This window comes from Pseudoduganella plicata, from assembly GCF_004421005.1.
In the GTDB taxonomy this organism is placed as follows: Bacteria; Pseudomonadota; Gammaproteobacteria; order Burkholderiales; family Burkholderiaceae_D; genus Rugamonas; species Rugamonas plicata.
The window spans coordinates 3,681,778-3,701,325 of record NZ_CP038026.1; the positions used below are offsets into that span (position 1 = coordinate 3,681,778).

General features: G+C 60.8%; 13 protein-coding genes and 1 pseudogene. 7 read left to right on the forward strand and 7 right to left on the reverse strand.

Features of this window, described 5'->3' with window-relative positions:
• Positions 1 to 12: 12 nt before the first annotated feature.
• A complete protein-coding gene (locus E1742_RS16145; RefSeq protein ID WP_134386009.1) occupies positions 13 to 2,634 on the reverse strand; it encodes a CHASE domain-containing protein in 2,622 nt (873 codons plus the stop codon).
• Positions 2,635 to 3,173: 539 nt separating this feature from the next.
• On the opposite strand from E1742_RS16145, the gene E1742_RS16150 reads away from it, so the two are divergent.
• Positions 3,174 to 4,016, forward strand: coding sequence for an aminoglycoside phosphotransferase family protein (locus tag E1742_RS16150; protein ID WP_134386010.1), 843 nt, complete (start codon positions 3,174 to 3,176; stop codon positions 4,014 to 4,016).
• 468 nt (positions 4,017 to 4,484) lie between these two features.
• Here the strand turns inward: E1742_RS16150 and E1742_RS16155 are convergent, their stop codons facing one another.
• Positions 4,485 to 6,893, reverse strand: coding sequence for a putative bifunctional diguanylate cyclase/phosphodiesterase (locus tag E1742_RS16155; RefSeq protein WP_134386011.1), 2,409 nt, complete (start codon positions 6,891 to 6,893; stop codon positions 4,485 to 4,487).
• Positions 6,894 to 7,440: 547 nt separating this feature from the next.
• On the opposite strand from E1742_RS16155, the gene E1742_RS27165 reads away from it, so the two are divergent.
• Positions 7,441 to 9,096 carry a methyl-accepting chemotaxis protein gene (locus E1742_RS27165; RefSeq protein ID WP_134386012.1) on the forward strand — a complete coding sequence of 552 codons (1,656 nt, stop codon included), beginning with the start codon at positions 7,441 to 7,443 and terminating at the stop codon, positions 9,094 to 9,096.
• Between the two features lie 289 nt (positions 9,097 to 9,385).
• Positions 9,386 to 9,782, forward strand: a pseudogene (locus tag E1742_RS16165) (Rossmann-fold NAD(P)-binding domain-containing protein); the annotation flags it as partial.
• A gap of 65 nt (positions 9,783 to 9,847) precedes the next feature.
• On the opposite strand, the gene E1742_RS16170 reads toward E1742_RS16165, so the two are convergent.
• From E1742_RS16170 to E1742_RS16190, 5 genes are all read right to left on the reverse strand, one after another.
• Positions 9,848 to 10,732 carry a hypothetical protein gene (locus tag E1742_RS16170; RefSeq protein ID WP_134386013.1) on the reverse strand — a complete coding sequence of 295 codons (885 nt, stop codon included), beginning with the start codon at positions 10,730 to 10,732 and terminating at the stop codon, positions 9,848 to 9,850.
• A gap of 350 nt (positions 10,733 to 11,082) precedes the next feature.
• Positions 11,083 to 13,728, reverse strand: coding sequence for a TonB-dependent receptor (locus E1742_RS16175; RefSeq protein WP_166793506.1), 2,646 nt, complete (start codon positions 13,726 to 13,728; stop codon positions 11,083 to 11,085).
• 337 nt (positions 13,729 to 14,065) lie between these two features.
• Entirely contained in the window at positions 14,066 to 15,415 is a 1,350-nt protein-coding gene (locus E1742_RS16180; RefSeq protein WP_134386014.1) for a VWA domain-containing protein, read from the reverse strand.
• Between the two features lies 1 nt (position 15,416).
• Positions 15,417 to 16,013 carry a TadE/TadG family type IV pilus assembly protein gene (locus E1742_RS16185; RefSeq protein ID WP_134386015.1) on the reverse strand — a complete coding sequence of 199 codons (597 nt, stop codon included), beginning with the start codon at positions 16,011 to 16,013 and terminating at the stop codon, positions 15,417 to 15,419.
• The gene (locus E1742_RS16190; protein ID WP_307721880.1) at positions 16,010 to 16,519 is read right to left on the reverse strand and encodes a TadE/TadG family type IV pilus assembly protein; all 510 of its coding nucleotides are present in this window, start codon (positions 16,517 to 16,519) and stop codon (positions 16,010 to 16,012) included. The genes E1742_RS16185 and E1742_RS16190 overlap by 4 nt, the downstream gene beginning before the upstream one ends.
• 81 nt (positions 16,520 to 16,600) lie before the next feature.
• Here E1742_RS16190 and E1742_RS16195 point away from each other — a divergent pair, with 81 nt between their 5' ends.
• From E1742_RS16195 to E1742_RS16205, 4 genes are all read left to right on the forward strand, one after another.
• Complete coding sequence (locus E1742_RS16195; protein ID WP_134386016.1) at positions 16,601 to 18,301, forward strand: sensor histidine kinase; 1,701 nt, start codon at positions 16,601 to 16,603, stop codon at positions 18,299 to 18,301.
• A 23-nt stretch (positions 18,302 to 18,324) separates the two neighbouring features.
• Complete coding sequence (locus E1742_RS16200) at positions 18,325 to 18,981, forward strand: response regulator (RefSeq protein ID WP_134386017.1); 657 nt, start codon at positions 18,325 to 18,327, stop codon at positions 18,979 to 18,981.
• Between the two features lie 240 nt (positions 18,982 to 19,221).
• Positions 19,222 to 19,359 carry a hypothetical protein gene (locus tag E1742_RS26215; RefSeq protein ID WP_166793507.1) on the forward strand — a complete coding sequence of 46 codons (138 nt, stop codon included), beginning with the start codon at positions 19,222 to 19,224 and terminating at the stop codon, positions 19,357 to 19,359.
• A 23-nt stretch (positions 19,360 to 19,382) separates the two neighbouring features.
• Positions 19,383 to 19,544 carry a Flp family type IVb pilin gene (locus E1742_RS16205; RefSeq protein ID WP_134386018.1) on the forward strand — a complete coding sequence of 54 codons (162 nt, stop codon included), beginning with the start codon at positions 19,383 to 19,385 and terminating at the stop codon, positions 19,542 to 19,544.
• The last annotated feature ends 4 nt before the right edge of the window (positions 19,545 to 19,548 follow it).

Genomic DNA, 19,548 nt, shown 5'->3' on the forward strand with positions numbered 1-19,548 from the left:
CCCCGGAAGCGACTACCGGGGGGGAGCCGAGTTCGCAAGCTGATGAGTCCGTGGCAAATAGATCATTACTGTCGTTCCAATACCAAGTTCGCTTGAAATTTCGATATGGCCACTGCTTTGCTTGACCATGCCATACGCCATGCTCAGCCCTAGTCCCGTTCCCTGGCCGACCGGCTTAGTGGTAAAGAATGGCTCGAACGCTTGCGCCAGGACTTCAGGACTCATGCCTGCTCCAGTGTCGGCTATGGAAATGAAAATGTAGTCGCTCTCTACAATTCCGAGCAGCTTGCGGGCCTCATTTTCGTCCAGGGTCACGTTCTTCATACTGATTGACAGCTCTCCGCCAGCAGGCATGGCATCGCGAGCATTGATCGCCAAATTCAGGATTAGATTTTCGAATTGTCCCGGGTCAACCTGCGTGTTCCAAAGTTCCCCCTCGCAGAAGATAGTTAGCGCCACCGTTTCCCCGAGAGCTCGCTGCAACAACTCCTCCATATTTCGCAGAAGTCGCTCAACATTGACGGCAACGGGCTGCAGTGGCTGGCGACGTGCAAAGGCAAGGAGTTGCGAGGAGAGTTTGGCGCCTCGTTGCACTGCGCCTTTCATACTGTCGAGACGCTTCTGCATCCCCGCGTTATCCCGCACATGCATCTGTAACAGCGCTAGATTTCCTGTGACGACTTGCAGGACGTTATTGAAATCGTGTGCAACTCCCCCGGTGAGCTTACCTATCGCTTCCAGCTTTTGGGCATGATGAAGTGCGTTTCGGGCCTCCTCCAGCGCTTCTGAGCGCTCTGCGTCACGTAGCTGCGCAGTTTTGCGTTCGCTGATATCGCGTATAAACGCGGTGACGACATAATCTGAACCCTCTGGGACGCCTGCAAATGCGAGTTCAACCGAAACCCAACGACCTGTACGATGCAGCGCTTCAACCTCCACGACATTCCCGGCCGCTTTGCGGGTCTCGACAAAGCGCGTGAAGCCGGCGTTGTGCCGGGACCGGAATTGTTCTGGGATGATCATGGTGGCCAAGTCTTGACCGATCGCTTCGTCAGCGGCCCATCCAAATAACTGCTCCGCCTTGGCGTTCCAGTCGCGAATCCGTCCGTTGGGAAGCACAGCAATAAAAGCGTCGTGAGAATGTTCCAGTATCACTTCGACTCGGTGCCGCTCGTCTCGCAATTGTGCATTAGCTTCGCGCAAAGCCCACTCATCGTTTTTTGAGCGGCTTATGTCGGTATGGGTACCGATGATGCGTAGTGGCTTACCATTAGCATCCCGACTAACAGCGGTGGCGCGAGTCATAATCCATTTCCAGCTTCCGTCCTTGCAGCGCATGCGGAACTCGGCCTGCAGGAAACCAGCCGTACTTTCCAGATAGCTTCGCACGAGCGCGTCGGTGGCAGCCTTGTCCTCGGGGTGCAGCCGCCGCTCCCATTCTGAGAAGCTGTTGCCGATCTCTTTGTCTTGGTATCCGAGCATGGTCTTCCACTGCTCTGAATAAATTACTTCGCCAGTGCTGATGTGCCAGTCCCATACCCCATCGCCGGCGCCTTCAAGGGCATATTTCCACCGAAACTCGCTTTCGCTCAACTGATGTGTCATTTGCGTTGCCAACGATAGCGCCCGGCGCCGCCCAGATGCCAGCAACCACACCAGCAGGGAAATCATGATGCTGAGTGCGCTGCCGATGATGGCAATAAGCTGGGGACGGTCCGTGGCAAGACGTTGTTCGAATGCTTGGGACGACTGGATGTCGAGGGTCCACGGACGGCCTGCGACCGAAATATTTTGCAGTGTCCGAAATCGCGGCGGCGAAACCCTGGATAGCCCTGTTAATTGCGTAGAATACGAGCGGGCCTCTTCTGATACGGCAGTACCGTCGTAGATAGAGAGCGTGACGTCGCCTGATCGCTCGCCGCCAAGGCCTGCCATGAGATCGTTCATACGAAATGGCGCTCCGATCCATCCGATGAGACTGTCTCGGCGCTGGGCTACAGTGGCTGTCTGCATGCCCCGCTGATACACAGGCAAATACATGACTAGCCCCGATTGCACGTCTTTACCATTCTCTTGGATAAGTCTTACCTTCCCGGAAGCAGCAGCTAACCCGGTATCGCGTGCTCGCTCCATTGCAGCGCGGCGGGTCGGCTCCGAAAGCATATCGAAGCCGAGTGCACGCAAATTCAGGCCCGTAAATGGCTCGATCTGTGTAATCGATGAATAGACCTGCCGCTCGCCGGCGGGAGTTATTTTATAGTCAGTGAAACCATGACGCCGCATCGAGGCCACATGGTCGGCCATCCGTTGGGGAGGAACGAGTTCGACAAGAGCGATGCCCTGAATTCCCGGAAACTTTTCCTGCAACCGAAGCGATGCAACAAAAAGACTAAAGTCCTCCCGTTTTACCGTCACTGAACCCAGCAAGAAGGCTTGCGCGCTTCGTGCAGCCCCTTCGTAGGTCGTCATCCTTTGTTCAATGCGCCGTATGGCTTGACGAACCTCAAAACGGAATTCTGCCTCGCCGAGCCGCACCGCTTCTTGATTCGCAATATTCCATGCGGCAAATGTCGAGGCGATGGATAAAGCAAAAGTCCCAGCGGCGAGTAGAGTGGGGATGTTTTTCCCAAGCAAGAGTAAGCTCTTCAGAAGTATTGACCGTGTCGGAGATCCCTGACACTTGGCAGATTGTGGGGGCTGCTCAGTGCGAACCCGTTGACATTGTATCTTCCTTATCAGAGCGTAAGCGCAACGTTTGCATGGCTAGCGGCCTGGTCGAGGCCTGCGATCCGACAGACGCCGCAGACCTTCACAGCGGGTCCGCAAACGGCCAAGAGCAGCCGCTGGATGAATTCTGGCGGCCGGCGGTGCGCGGTGAGGTGCAATTCCCTGGGCCGGTCTGACAGCAAAGGGATGGGATGAAAACTCTTCTGTGCTTCGGCACCTTCGCGTGCCGCGACGAAAAAAAATAAAATCAGTGCTTTCTCAGCTTCGGTTTCAGTGCAATTTTTGTCGTCTTTGCCGGCTAGTTTGCTACCGGACTAATCCCCTGCCGCCCGGAGCAAACCAGCCTTCGCAAGGGGACAGCGTGGAATAGATGTATCCATCCTTCGATTCGACCCGGAATACTCCATGATGATCGTGAAAAGCTGTAGGCCGGAGCGTTTAGCCATATGTCCAATCTGACTCTATTTGATGCCTACCTCCGAAACTGGAACGCGGAACCAGACGGTGAGCCGTTCGCAACCCATTCCGGCCACCTGCTACCCGTCCGTCTCGATGGTCATCCGAACGGTCGTCCCGCGATGATCAAGATCGCGCGGCACGTCGACGAGCGGATCGGCAGCCAGGTGATGCGCTGGTGGGATGGCGATGGCGCGGCGCATGTCTATGCCTATGATGAGGACGATGGCGTGTTGCTGATGGAGCGTGCCACCGGCTCGGCTCACTTACTGAACATGGCTCTGCAAGGCGAAGACGACGCTGCCACGCGCATCGTCTGTCGCGTTATCAGTCGCTTGCATGCGAAGCGGCCATCGCTACCGCCCGGAGAATTGCTGCCGTTGACGCGTTTCTTTGAATCGTTGGCGCCAATGGCGCGGCGTGAGGGTGGCCTGATGGCCGAGTGTTCAGTAGTGGCAGATGAGCTACTGGGCTCGCAGCGCGAGCGCGTGGTGTTACACGGCGATGCGCATCACAGTAATATCCTCGATTTTGGCGAGCGCGGCTGGCTGGCAATCGATCCCAAGCGTGTAACCGGGGAGCGTTACTATGACTACGTCGGCGTGCTTTGCAACCCCGATTTGAAGACTTGCATTGACCCGATACGTTTTGCAAAGCAAGTTGACATCGTCGTCGACGCTGCGAGGCTAGAGCGCCGACGGCTGTTACGGTGGGTGATGGCCCATGCCGCATTGTCGGCGGCCTGGTTTCTGGAGGACGGAGAGCGCAATGAGGCCGACAACGAGTTGGCTGTTGCTCGCTTAGCCCGGCAGGCGCTGGAACGCGCTGGATGAGGCTGCGTCTGACCAAAAACTATTAGATATATTGCCTATATCTGGCACTGAACACGCTAAACAGGAGCGGGAACGGTGACGGTCGCCTCGGCACCGACCACTTTCGGTCGGTGCCAGCCCTTCGTGACAGTCTCCGATTTTCCTTTGCAAGATCGCGACCGTACCGCGGCGGCAGGCTTCGATCATCATTTCATCAAACCGGTTGATCTGGGCACGTTGCAGAGCATTATCGCTGCCCCCTGTTGCTTGCCGAACCCGTATCCGGTTGGTACTCCACTGCTTCGCAACGAGGGTGCTGATTGGAAACCAGGGCACCCCTATTGATCCTGCGTTTTCCGCACCTGCCTGCGGAACGTCGCTGAACCAGGAATCAACCACCATTTTCCGTGGAGAAAGTGCCTGGAGCGACCATCGTGCCACGACGATTTCGTTATCTCCGTGCCAGGAACAAACCTGGAAATGCGCAAGCTAGGCAGCCAAGTGCCGTCGCAGGAAATCCTGCAGCTGTGCCTCGGGCAGCGGTCGGCTGAAGAAGTAGCCCTGGAACAGCGTGCACCCGCATTGTGCAAGCAAGTCACGCTGCGTGGAGGTTTCCACCCCTTCCGCGATCACGGCCACATGCAGTGTCTGCCCCAGTGCAATGATCGTGTTCGCGATGGCGAGATCGCGTGGGTCGTTCAGAATATTATGGACGAACGATTGGTCAATCTTGATCTGATTGAACGGCAGCCGCTTCAGGTACGTGAGTGAAGAGTAGCCAGTGCCAAAATCGTCGAGCGAGAACCTGACGCCGTGCTTCTTCAGTTCGTTGATTTTCTGGATCGCACCTTCGATATCTTCCAACAGTAAAGATTCGGTCAGCTCGATTTTTAGCCGACCAGGATGGGCGCCCGAACTGTGCAATACGTCCAACACCACTGCAACGAAGTCTGGCTGCCGAAACTGCAGTGCGCTGACGTTGACCGCAACCGACAAGTGTCTTGTACTGGAATTGGCAGTCAAAAATACCAGCATCCTGCATGCTTCCTCCAACACCCAGCGTCCTAACGGCAGTATCAGACCGGTATCCTCGGCCAGCAGAATGAAATCGGCCGGTGACACCATGCCGCGGTGCGGGTTATTCCAACGAACCAGCGCCTCGAGACCGATCACGTTGCCCGCGCTGTTCATTTGGGGCTGGTAAAACAGCACGAACTCCTGGCGCGCCAGGCCCTGCCGCAGCTCCGCCTCCAGTGAGGCTCGAACCAGCGCTGCCTCCTGAATGGCTGGATCGAAAAAGCGCATGGTATTGCGACCCGCGGCCTTGGCCTGATACATCGCAAGATCCGCGCGCTTGAGTAGTTCGGTAATCGACTGTGCAGGGCTGCCAAAAAAGGCAATACCGATACTTGGCGTTATGTGGCGTTCGTATCCGTCAAGATTGAACGAGGCATTCAGCGCGTCGAGTATATTGCGGGCCAGTTTCGTTGCCGCTTGCGCTGCCGTTTCGTCGCATGTGCCGATATCCTCGAGAATGATGACGAATTCATCACCGCCCAGACGGGCCACTGTGTGACGATCCGCGACACTCGCAAGCAAGCGTTTCGCAACGAGAACCAGCAACAGGTCGCCATTATCGTGGCCGATCGTGTCGTTGATATTCTTGAAGTGGTCAAGATCGAGCAGTAGTACGGCACCGGTCCGGCCGATGCGGTCATGCAGCGTGACCGTGTGTGCCAGACGATCCATGAGCAGTTGTCGATTAGGCAGCCCGGTTAACGTGTCAAAGAACGCCAGCCTGCCGATTTCCTCATGTGCCAGCTTCATGTCGTGGATATCGGTCGTGGTGCCATACCACTTCGTGATATTGCCTTGATCATCGCGCACCGGTATGCCTTTGGCGATGTGCCAGCGATAGGCATTATCCGAACCCCGGCGCAGACGATATTCAGCGGAGAAAATCTCGCCGGTCTGTACTGATTGCTCCCAGGCTTCCAGTGTTCGCGAAAAATCATCCGGATGCAGCAGTTCACTCCACAGTTTGCCGATATCGCTTGCGTAGCGCAGGCCGGCATACTCTACAATCGAGTGATTGGCGAAATCGATTGTACCGTCTCTGTCGGCGGACCAGACGATGTGCGGCATCGAATCGGCCAGCTGACAAAATCGATCACGCTGCAGTTCCGGACCCTGGCGTTGATAGCGGCGTAGCTCCAGTCGAGCCATCGCTTGTTGTGCCAAAGCTTTCAAGCCGTCCATCTGTGCGGCCACCATCGTGTGTGGCTTCTCATCCATTACGCATAGTGTGCCCAATATGAAGCCCTCCGCAGTCACTATGGGGGCACCAGCAAAGAAACGCCAACCGATCGGCGCTTTATCAAATATTCTGGCCGAATGGAAATCTGAAACGACCAGCGCCTCCCGGGCGTCGATCATCCTCGCACAAATTGACTCGGCGCGCGGGACTTCGATCACGGCGGTGCCGAAGACCGCTTTGCGCCATTCCCGTTCGCTGTCGACAAAGCAGAGGACAGCCATGGAAGTACCACACAGCGTGGCACCAAGCATCACCAGTTGGTCAAAGCCATCCTCCGGCGCGGAATCCAGGATGTCGTATGCATGCAGTGCCTCTAGGCGGTTGGCTTCATCTGATTCGTTGGGGCGCATGTTCATTGTGTAGCTCTGGGCGCCGTCGTAAGCGCGGGACAGGTCGTAACTATTATTGCGATACCTTTGCGAGAAGGCGTAAAGAAAATAGGAATCCTTATATGATGCGCCGCGTGGAGAAAAAAGGCGCGCGATTGCATCCAGGAATGCACGAAATGCGTTTCTGTTCTTGCCAGAAGCCGCGCTATTGTCCGTTGCAAATCCCCTATCCTCTTTACCTGCGTAGTACACGTAAAACGCTTCCTGTTACGTGGACCGGGACCCGGTCCACCTGCACGTGCTCATGGGACAGGTGATGCAGGCGCAGATACTTCTCATGCCCGGGGAACGGAAGCGCCGTAGCCTATTACGCCGCTGATCTGGCGCGATTCGATCCCGCGATCGGGTACGTACGCGCCGTCGGGTGCGGACTTCTCCATAGTCGCAACATAGCGGAAGACACGGGCACGCGCGCGACTTCGGGCGAGCTCAAGGAGGCGTTGTCACATCGCGCCGTCGTACCTTGGACCTGGTCTCGCCTTGTGGCGAAGCGCCGATACCCAGCAGCGGCAGCTATCGGAAGCCCGCTATGGAGGCGGCTGCATTGGTGCCCGTTCGCAGCCCTGTACGTGGGCGCTGTCGGGGTAGCGACCTTGCTTGCAGCGCCGCGTTGGCGACGCGGCGCATCCGTCGTCAAAATGAGACGAATTGACGAATTTGATGGCACTTGTTGACTTGCGGCAATATCTGATGGATTATTGCTTCCGGTTACTCAAATTACTCAAATTGGATCTGCCCCATGTTCGCCCTACAAAAATTGTCTATCCGTATGCTGATGATTGGTACGATCGGTATTCTTATTGCTATCGCGGTGGCTGCCGGCGCGTCAGGCCTGGGCCTGACGCGATATGCGGTCAACGCTCTGCAGCAAATCAATTTGTCCGACGTGACAGCGCAGGCGACGGTGGACAAGATCCGTCTGCGCATGGAAGGCAGCCGCAGCCAGGTCCTGCAGGCGCTCCAGCATAACCCTACGACCGAATATGCGGCGATGCACGATCATCCGCTGGATATTCACTACGGGGTGATCGACCAGAACGTAAACGACATCCGCAAGCTGTGGGAAACCTATCGCGCCGGAATCACATCCGACGAAGAAAAAGTTCTTGCTGAGAAGTGGTTTGAGACAAGTGGCAAGCTTGGCACCGAAAGTACGACTGCCGCGGCTCGCGCCATCGGTGCTGGCAATTGGGACGAGGCCCAGACTATCCTCATCAAGACGATCAACCCGACGTACCGTGCTGCTGACGTGGATGCGAAGGCGCTGACCCAATACCTGGGTGAGCGGGCGGAAAAAAATCGTCATTTCATCGATTCACGCATCACCTCGGCTGCCGTGGCATTGGGTGGTGGGCTGGTCGCGGCCCTGATCGTGAGCCTCATCGTCGGGCGCTTCATGACCAATACCGTTACCCGGTCGCTTGACCAAGCCATTACGGTTGCCCGCCGCGTAGCCGAGGGAGACCTCAGCACGCAAGCCGAGGTCCGTGGTGATAACGAATTCTCCCGTCTGCTTTCCGCGCTCAATACCATGACAGGGAAGCTGGCGACCATTGTTGGCCAGGTTCGCCTTGGAACGGACGGGATTGCGGCAGCATCGGCACAGATTGCGGACGGGAATCGGGATCTGTCGGTTCGTACCGAGCAGCAGGCCGCATCGCTTGAAGAAACGGCTTCTGCTATGGATGAGCTGACGACAACAGTGCGGCAGAACGGCGAAGGGGCACGGGAAGCGAGCCGTCTGGCCAAGGTCGCCAGCGACGTCGCCAACAAGGGCGGTGCCGTGGTAGGGAAGGTGGTGACGACAATGGGCACCATCGACAGCAGTGCAAGACGAATTGCCGAGATCACCAGCACCATCGACGGCATCGCATTCCAGACCAATATCCTTGCGCTGAACGCCGCCGTGGAAGCGGCGCGTGCCGGCGATCATGGGCGTGGTTTCGCGGTGGTTGCCACGGAGGTGCGGGCACTGGCACAGCGTTCCGCTGTCGCAGCGAAGGAGATCAAGGAGCTGATCGGCGACTCGCTTGCAAAGGTTGATGCCGGTAGCGTTCTCGTCGCCGAGGCCGGTCGGACGATGAATGAGGTCGTGGACAATATCGAGTCGGTAACGCGGATTGTCATGGAAATCAGCAATGCCAGCGCCGAGCAGGCGCAAGGCATCGAACTGGTCAATCGCGCCGTGTCCGAGATGGATTCCAGTACCCAGCAAAATGCCGCATTGGTGGAGGAGGCGTTTGCCGCGTCGGCAGCCCTGCACGAACAGGCTGCCGACCTGGCGGCACAGGCGGCGGTTTTCCGCATTCAACAAGACACGGCGCCACCGCAAGTGCATCGTCCGGTGCCGGTCAAGGCTGGCAAGGCGGTGTCGATGAAACTCGCGATGAACTGAACCGACAGCTGATCAACGGCACGCTCGCATGCCCGACTATTGGAGAGATTGCCATTACCCCGTCGCACCGACAGCGTGGCGAATCCGGCCCAGCAACAGCAGCCAGGCGGCCGGTTCGGGCACCGGCAGTGCCGACTTCGGCCACGAGCTGGCGGCCATCATTCATGACGGCCGGCGGGCGGCAGCGGAAGCTTGCGCGCCCGCTGCGCCATCGCCCAGAAGGCTGTCGCCGCCATGGCCACCCTGCGCCGTCGCCAGGACCGGGAGCGATCCGCTGCCCGTCGCCGGGCCAATCGGCGGCAAGGGCCTGGCGATGGTCGACACGCGCGACCTGGCCGAGGTGGCGACCATCGAGCTGATGCGCCGGAGGGCGCCGCCGAGCCGCTGCCTTTGGTCCGCATCAATATGGCTGGTCCGGACACGCTGACGGGGGCCGACATTGCCGCCATCTGGACGGATGTGCCGGGCCGCGCGGTCCTCTATCCGGGCGACGACACGGCCGGGTTCGAATCTGCGGCAGTTCATGCCGCCCTGGATGGCCTACGATCTGCGGCTGATGAGCGAGCGTTTCGTCGGCGGCGGCATGATTCCCGAGGCCGGCGACGTCGAGCACATGACGGCGCTGCTGGGCCGGTCCCTTGCACTCCTGCCGCGACTTCGCCCGGGAGGTGGCGAGCGCGCCCTGACGGGGCCGCTGCGGTCCGGGTGGACAGAGGCGGGTGAACCGGCCAGGCCGATTGACCCGCGCAGGTCACCCTTGCGGTGGCGCCGCCATTACCGATGCCGATGCCGGCGCCGCGGCCGGGGCCATGGCATCGATCCATTTCTCCGGTGTGCAGTTCGACCAGACCGTGTTGGGTGCGTAAAACATCCCCGGCTTGACGCGAGCCAGCTGCAGGAACGACGGCTGCTGCAGCGCCTGGATCTTGTTGTTGTCGACCATAAACTCGACGGAGTATTTCGGGTACGCCATCACCAGGCCGCGCTCGAGGAACGTCAGGTCTTCCGGGCGCAGTACGTCGGCCAGGCGCTGTTCGGCGTCGCCCGGCATCAGTTTGCCGAGCTCTTCGAGCATGTCCTCGTCGTGCTCGCGCTGGCGATGCTCGCTGCGCGCCTTGGACAGCACCTTGATGACCTTGAGCGGGTTGGTGCCCATTTCCACCAGCGCCTTGACCTGGTTGATGGCCGGGTTTTCCAGCACGGCCTTGATGCTCTTCATGGTCGACTTGCCGGTGAACGTCAGCTCGACGTCCGGCGCCGGCTCGGCCACCCTGACGAGCGAATCGGTCCAGCGGCCCGCTTCCTGTGCCCAGTAATGATGCCGCGCCGTGGCGTAACCGCGGCAGGCGTAAAACGTCTCGGCCTGTGCGCGCGTCAGCGTGCCATGCAGCTTGCCGCCCTTGAACACGACACCGCCGACGGGGCCATCGGCCAGGCCGACGTAGCTGACCGTCTCGCCACTGGCAGCAAGCACTTCGAACCGCTCCGTCGCCGCTTCTTCCGGAATGCCGCGAATCACCGTGCGCGCGTCGCTTGCGGCGGTGATCTTCAGCGGGGCGGGCCGGCCGGTGGAGTCGTCGGCCATGGCGGCCGTGGTGCCAAGCATGAACAGGGAAAGCGTAGTGAACAGGCGCATGGGAGCTCGATTCATGGAAAGGTGGGTATTGTATATCTATAACTTTTGACAGAGCCAGCCAGTGGGCTTTTTCAACCGACATCGTTATGCGTGTAGGTTCGCAGCAACCTCTCGCGCTGCATCACACTAACGTTTCCACAGTTCCAGTAATTGACTAGTGTCACTATTGCCGCAGGAAAAATGCGAACAAGGGTCTTGCAGCGCCGCCGTGGACATTCGGACACGAACCCGGCCTTCGCAAGGAGATTTGTCCGGATGTTGGACCTGTCCCTTTTTTGGTCACGCAAAAAAACGCGCCGCGAGCCTGGGCTCGGGGCGCGTTGTAGACAAGCCGATCGCTCAGCGCGGCATTACAGCTTCCACCGCAGCGACAAACCGATCACACGGTCATACCGGCGGATATCGCGCGGGTTGCTGGGAATGCCGTGATAGTCGTTGTAGGTCCGGTCCGCCAGGTTCTCCACGTCCAGGGTGATGCCCATGCGGTCGTTGATCTTGTACGAGATCGACGCGTCGATCGTTTCGATCGGATCGACGATCAGGTCGATCGGGCCGATCGGGGCGGCAATCGTCCGGTAGTTGAACGTGTCGACGAACTTGCTGCGGTAGTTGTAGGCGACGCGGCCCGACCACGGTCCGCGTTCATACAGCACGTTGACGTTGTAGGCGTTCTTCGACATGCCAGCGAACGGCACTTCCTTGCCGCCATCGACCAGGTGGCCCTTCATGTACGTATAGTTCGCTTCCAGGCCGAACCCGCTCAGCCAGCCGGGCAGGAAGTCATAGAACTGGCGGTAGCCGATTTCAATGCCTTCCAGCTGGCCGTCGTTCAGGTTGCGCGGGCGGTCCATGCGGTACTGGTTGCCATTGATCGTTTCCAGCGCCAGCGAGCGGACGATGTAGTTCTCGAACTTGTGCTTGAACACGGTGGCGGTCAGGCTGCCGGTGGGCGCGAAGTACCACTCCAGCGCCACGTCCGCATTCTTGCCCGTGATCGGCTTCAGGTCCGGGTTGCCGCCATTGCCACCGTAGATGCCCAGCCCATCCGGCGTGGCGCCCAGCGAGATGCCGGGGTTGAAGTCGGCAAAGGCGGGACGCTGGATCGACTTGCTGGCGTTGATGCGGCCGATCAGCTTGTCGGTGAAGTAGGTCTTCAGCGTCAGGTTCGGCAGCACGTCCGTGTCGGACGTCTTGCGGTTCACGGCCACCTGCTGGCCGTCGATCAGGCTGTAGCCGTTGACGTCCAGCTCCGTCTTGACCACGCGCACGCCTGCCGTGCCTTCCACCCTGACGGGGCCGGCGTTGAAGCCGAAGCGGGTCTTGCCGTAGAGCGCAGACGTGTCCTCGTTGTTGCCGTACATCGAGTACGGATCGGGCGCAGTCTGGCCGTTGCGGCCATACATCTTGCGGATGGCGTCGATATTGGCATGCTGGTACTGGTCGCAGACGACCAGCCATTGCTTCATGCCGTAGTCGCCCGCCATCGGCAGCGACGGGCACGTCAGGCCGGGGATCGCGCTGACGGCCGGCAGGTTGCCCGGATTGGCGAGGAAGTTCTGGCTTTCGTGCTGGTATGCCGCCTTGCGCTGGGCCACGCGCACGCCCACGCTGACTTCGCGGAACAGCTTCTCGTCGCCGAAGTCATACGTGGCGTCCGCCCGCCAGTCGTTCGACTGGCCGCGCGAGTCGGCCCAGTTGTCGATCAACGCGCCCAGGCTGTAGTTGTTCGGGTCCATCATGTCGTAGCCGGGGTAATCGAAACGGGCGCCGCCGTTCACATACGTCTGGCCCGTGATGGTGCGCGGATGCGCGTTCATCTCCATGATGGGGAACTTCTGCTTCCAGTGGCTCGACACGCGCGAGAACTCGGACGTGACGCGCAGCGAGGGCGTCACGTCCCAGCGGGCGCCGATGGCGCCTTGATGGCTCTCGGAATCCTCACGCGGCGTCTGGTTCGAGCTGAGCGCGAACAGGTCGCCGGTGGAGGTGGCGGAGTCGATCTGTCTCGTGCCCGGGAACAGCGTGTACTGCGTCTGGTAGGCCGGCAGCATCAGGGTGCCGATGAAGAACTGCGACTGGCGGTCGTGATCGATGCGGGTGGACCAGCCTTCCGCATACAGCTCGACTTCGCGCACGGGGCGCCACTGCAGCGCCCAGTTGGCCGACAGGCGCTTGCGCTCGCCGCGCGTGTTGGTGTGACCGAGGTCCACGGGACCGGTGATGGTGGGATCGGACGGCACCGTGTTGGACGGCGGCGAATTCCACGTCACCTCGTCCTGGTAGTGGCCCTTCTGGTACGACAGGCCCAGCAGCGCACCCATTTCGCCGTACGTCCCCTTCCAGCGGTTCGACACCATCCCGGACACGTTCGGGTCATTGGTGTTGACCTTGTCGCGGTTCTCCACACGGCCGGCCAGGCTGGCGGAGAAACCCTTGAAGTCGAACGGGCGCGACGTGCGCACGTCGATGACGCCGGCCGTGCCGCCTTCCACCATCTCGGCGCCCTGCGTCTTGTAGACGTCCACGCGTTGCAGCATCGTGGTCGGGATGTCGGCCAGGTGCAGGTTGCGGTTGTTCGACGTGTAGATCTCGCGGCCGTTCAGCAGGGTCGTCAGGCCCGGCAGGCCACGGATGATGATGTCGCTGGCTTCGCCACCGGAGCGGCGGATCTGCACGCCGGTGACGCGGCCCAGCACCTCGGCCACGTTCTTGTCGGGAAATTTGCCCGCCTCCTCGGCCACGATCGAATCGATGACCTCGTCGGAATTTTTCTTGATCGCCTGCGCGCTTTGCGCGGCGCGGCGCACGCCCGTGACGACAACGGCATTCATCGGTGCCGCGGCTTCGGCCGCTTCGGCCTTGTTGGCGATGGCTTGCGCGTCCTGCGCGCGGATGGAAGCACTGCTCAGCAAGCCGGCACCCGCCAGGGCCATCACCGTCAGCTTCATTTTCAATGGCCGAGATGCGTCATGACGCTCGATAGCGCTCGATTTCATACAGTCTCCGATGATTTTTAGTTGGTTTGATTACGCAGCGGCATGATTGCCACTTTTGTCCTGGCCCATGGTATTGACGCACCAATGACCGTTCCAATCATTTTTTTCGGGTTTTCGATACCGAAATCGATATGCCAGCGGTGGAATCGTTACCGTTTTGTGACAGGGACCGAGCGCACTTTTTTCGCACTTTTACTGTTGTGACAGGGGATATGGGAAGGAGCCGCCGTGCTGCCGGACGGCGGCGGCGCCGCCGGCAACGTGATCGCTGGCGGAATCGTATTGTTGTGGTGAAGACTATTTTTGTAGCAGACCCGCAACATTGCGGGTCAGTTGCTTATTTGGCGATGCGCAGGATTGCCGAGGCCAGGCGCGAGAAGCATGGCGTCAGGTCCGCTTCCGTGGCGGCGTAGCAGTACATGCCGACGGGTTTGGCCGGGTTAAAGCAGCGCGACGGGCCATCAGCCACGTTGGCCATGCATTTCAGCACGTCCTCCCCTTTTTCGTTATCGGTTCCGGTCCGGTCGCGCAGGCTGCCGCCCATGCCCAATGTGAACACGAAAATACCTTCGTCCCGGGCCTTTGCCGCGGCAGCCTCGGCCAGATTGCGCGCAGCGCGATCGACATTGTCTTTCAGCGTTGCACCGTTGCTGATACTGGCCGTCACTACGCGTGGCGTGCTCGTGACGATACGAAACTCACGCTGGGCCGTATCGTCGTCAACATTGTGTGCGTCATACCACGCCGGCAAGGAAACGGCCGGGTTATTCGCCAGCGTGCAGCGTTGATCCAGCAGTATATTTTCGCTGACATCCAGCCGATACAGTCCGTTGCGCGTCATGTCGATGACACCGGCGCCTTTGTTCTTGCCGACCAATGGACAGTCGTTCGGATACTTCAATGCCACCGTCGCACCGAACGACGTGGGAGCACCGTCCGAGAAGAACACGATGACGCGCAGCGTGGACCGGTTCTCTGCCGAAATCGAATTAAGCTGGGAGCGTGCATGCCACATGCCTTCGATGGAAGAGGTGCCGCCTTCAAAGTTGAAGCCATCGATCTTGCGAAGCATCGAGGTGCGGTTGAAGCCGCGCGCAGAGTGGTTGATCGCATTGTCCACCTCGGCGCCCGATGCAAAATGAATCAGACTGACCCGGTCCTGGGTGACGTTGAATTTATTCAGGAACGACTTGGCGGACGTGCGCACCTGCGCCTGGACATCCTTCAGCGAACCCGACGTGTCGACGACAAACGCCATGTCCAGGTCGCGCCTGATGGTCTGCGCGGAAGCGCCCGGCGCCATCGTCTTGACACCCGTCATCTGCATGAGGGATACGGGCATGGGCGCTTCGGCCCGCACGTCGATCGTCACCATGCCGCCGTCGAACGTCACGTCGGTCCCCAGCAGTTCGGGCTTCGACAGCAGATAACCCTGCGGAATATTGGCCGCGAAGAACCGGGAAGCGGCCGCCTGCGCGCTGGCGCGCTGCTCCGCCTGGTTGTCGCCTATGGTGACCGCGCGCGCCGCGGCCAGCGCCGCCGAGTCCACCGCCGCGTTCAGCCGCGCCTTGGTCATGTAGGCCAGGCCGCCGTCGACGATCAGGCCGACCAGCGACAGCAGCACCAGCAGCGCAAGCGCCACCATGATCGCGATGGCGCCGCGCTGGCGCTGGAGGTTGGGAGCCATGTCAGAAAATCGTCATCGAATACAGGTTGGGCCCAAGCGTGGGCAGGGACAGCGAACCGACAGTAAAGCCCGCCAGCAGCATCTCGTACTGATAAAACGTCTCGACGACGTGCACCACTTCGCCATCGGCGAGCTGCCCGCTCATGACGTTGACGACCGGCCGCCGGTTCGGATCGACGCCCGCGCAGGCGGGGCCGTTCCAGGCGCCGCAGCCGTAGACGCGGCTGCCCGGGTTGTAGCCGCTGGCGCTGGCGCCCAGGTTGCGCGGCCTGTCGTCCCAGCGGTATTGGTCCAGCACGACACTGCGCGACTGGCCGTTGCTGACGACGCCCATCACGCGCGTGATGTAGACCATGCCGTGCTTGTTGACATTCAGCGGCGGAGAGCTGGCCATCAGCGCGTAGATGATCTCCTGGCTGCCGCTCTCGAGTTGTGTATTGCCGCGCGAGACGAGATTGGCCCCTTCGCGGCTGAGATTGACGAGGATGATATTGGCCTGCAGCGCGCGGGCAGCGTCGAGCATGCCGAACAGCAGCAACAGCAGAACCGGCAGCAGCAGCGCAAATTCAACGGCGGCAATGCCGCGCTGACGCTTCATGGGAAGTACTCGTTGCGCATCGTCGCGGCGACCGTGAAGCGGTATTCGCCGTCCTTGAAGAAGGTCGACAGGATCGGCGTCGTCACCTTCCACGTGGAATCGAGCTGCAGCACGATGATGCTGCCGGCCGTGCCGAACATGCCGTTGCTGTACGTGCTGGACGAATAGGCTGTGCCGTTGACGGAAATGACCGGCTTGAGCCGGTCGTACATGCCCAGCGAGCTGTCGCGGATCCTGGCGATGACGGCCGCGTAGCGCTGCTGGCCCGCGCCCTCCTGGCCCGTGATGGCAAAGCGGGCACCTTCGCGCACGGCATACTGCATCGTCAGCGTTGTGAAAAACATCAGGCTCATCTCGACCAGTGCCAGCAGCACCAGGATGAACACGGGTGCGACGATCGCCATTTCAACGAGTGTGGCGCCGGATTGACGGCGAGTGACCGGAGGTATCATCGTTAAGACAACATTAGGAGGGTTCTTGCAGACAATGCAGTAAGATATTGACATTCTACATGGCAATAATTCTTGCTGTATGCTTTTGAACTGCGCTGAACAGCGATCCACAGCCGGTGTCGGCCAGGAACAACGATGAGTTGGTATCACAGTATCGCCCTGTCCGCGCTGCGCCGACTGCCGCTGTCCCTGTCTGGCCGACGGGCCGTCGCGCCCGATGCCGAGGCGACGATGGTGTTTGGCATGCGGCTCGTACTGGCGATCTCCGGGCTGCTCACGCTGTACATCGGTCCGGATGGCGCCACGCCGCTCGGCACCTGGTCCTGGTCCGTGTTCGTGCTGTATGCCTTGCACAGCGTGGTGCTGCTGTGCGTGGCGCGCGTGCGGGACGGCTTCTGGCACGGTCCCCTGGTCTACTGGCTCGATATCGGCTGGTATGGCCTGATGCTGCTGGCCACCGATGGCGCCAGCGGACCGTTCTTCAGCTTTTTCTTCTTTGCGATCCTGGCCGCGTCGTTCCGGCATGGGTTCGATGCCGGCGCCCGCCTGACCCTGGGCGCGGCCGCGATCGTGGCCGCGATGGTGCTGGCGGCGCAGGGCCTGCAGCATGTGCAGTTCCTGCTGCTGCGCACCACGTTCGTGCTGGCGCTGGGTTACATGATCGCGTTCTGGGGCGGGCTGGCCGTGGACCAGCGCCGCCGCCTGGCACTCTTGCGCGATGTCAGCCGCCTGTCGAATCCCCGTTTCGGCGTGCAGCACACGCTCGACTCGCTGATGGAAAAGATCCTGCTGTTCTATGGCGGCAGCACCTGCGTGCTGGTGATGCAGGATGCGAGCGGGCGCTGGACGCTGAACACCGTCCACCATCCGGCCACGGGCCGGGCCACGAGCCACAACAGCGTGTCCGACGCCACCGTCCAGCCGCTGCTCGATTTCGATACGGGGGCAACGGTGCTGTACCGCGGCGTCACGCGCCAGCTCGTGCCCTACGATATCCCCGCCGCGCAGCTCGTCACGGGAGACGGCGACTGGCGCGGCATCGATCCGGACCGCTGCAGCGGCATCGCCGACCTGCTCGATACGACGTGGTTCGTCAGCGCCGCCCTGCCGCTGCGCAAGGGGCGCGGGCGGATCTTTGTCACCTCCGGTGAACGGCTGCGCCGGCCGGACGCCACGTTCCTGAACCATATCGTGCAGCAGGCGTTTCCCGTCATCGAAACAATCGACCTGCTGGACCGGCTGGCGTCGGACGCCGCGCTGCGCGAGCGGCAGAAGATCGCCCGCGATCTGCACGACAGCACCATCCAGCCGTACATCGGCCTGCGCCACGCGGTGGCCGCGATCCGCAGCCAGGCGGGCGACGACAATGCCGTGGCGCCGGACCTGGACCGGCTGCTGTCGATGTGCACGGAGGTGATCGGCGACATGCGCCACTTCGCCGACCGCTTCCGCAACGGCCGCCAGGAAGAACCGGAGCTGCTGATCGCGCTGCGCCGCCAGGCCGCGCAAGTGCGTTCGTTCTACGACCTCGACGTGGTGCTGGAAGCGCAGCACGCGCCGGCCATCAGCGACCGCATGGCAGCCGAGGTGTTCCAGATCGTCACGGAAGGCATCAGCAACATCCGCAAGCACACGCGCGTGCGCACGGCCTGCGTGCGGCTGGCAAAAGTCGAGGGCCAGCTGGCGATCGACATCGTCAACGGCGCCGACGAGCGCACCGTGCCGGCGCCGTTCATGCCGCTGTCGATCGCCGAGCGCGTGCATGCGCTGGGCGGCACCCTGGCCGTACTGCCGACGGCGCAGCAAACCATGCTGCGCATCCGCATTCCCATCTGATTCCATTGAAAACCGGAGAGACCATGACCATCCGCATCCTGCTGGTGGATGACCACAAGACGATGCTGTGGGGACTGGAGCGCCTGATCCAGGCCGAGGCACCGGCCCTGGAACTGGTCGGCAGCGCCAGTACGGCCGACGAAGCCGTCGCCCTGTACGCGGCGCAACGGCCCGATATCGTGCTGCTGGATCTGGACCTGAAAGGCAGCAGCTCGCTGGACATCCTGCCGGCGCTGCTGTCGAACGGCGTCACCCGCGCCGTCATCCTCAGCGCCAACCGTGACCAGGCCACGCTGACGGCGGCCGTCAAGCTGGGCGCGCGCGGCGTCGTCGGCAAGGAAGCGGCCACGGAAGAAGTGCTCAATGCCGTGCGCAAGGTGTACGCCGGCGAACTGTGGCTGGACCAGTCGCTGATGCAGGCGCTGCTGGGACAGATCGTGGCCCCCGCGCCTGCCGCGAATCCCGAAGCGCAGCGCATCGCGTCGCTGACGGCGCGCGAGCGCGACGTGATCGGCATGATCGTGCAAGGCAAGGGCGCGCTGAACAAGGACCTGGCCGACCGTGCCTGCATCTCCGAGCGGACGTTGCGCAACCACCTCACCGCCATCTACCAGAAGCTGAACGTGGCCAACCGCCTCGAACTGTACGTCTACGCCACCAAGCACAACCTCCACGCCTGAGCCCGCTGACAGTTTTCCCCACCCCGGGGTCAGGCACAAAAACTGTCATCTTCTGCCGCAACGGCAGAGGCCGTGACAGTTTTCGTGCCTGACCCCGATGTTGTCATGGCACGTAGGACATTTGTCCCAGACAAAAGGGGAGGTTTGACGGATGCGGCGGTACCGCCCGCCCCGTACGATGTCGTTCATGCGCTGCGCATCCCATCATTCATGCGGCGACGGCAATGAACAGGAGCGGACGTGTACGACAAGGAAGACTTCCCGGATCAGCAGCAGTACGAACGCACGGGTAGCGCGACGATGTCGCACATTGTCCTGACGGTCCTTGTCGCAGTTGTCGGCTTCATTGCGGTGCTGGCCGCATGGACGAGCGCATGACCTACTCACTTACAAGGACAACCATGAACCTCATCAAAAACTTCATCGCCGAGGAAGACGGCGTCACCGCCATCGAATACGCGCTGATCGCCGCACTAGTCGCCGCCGTGATCGCCGCCGCCGTCACCACGTTGGGCACCAACATCAGCGCCATGTTCAAGAAAGTGGCAGACCTGATCAAGTAATCGC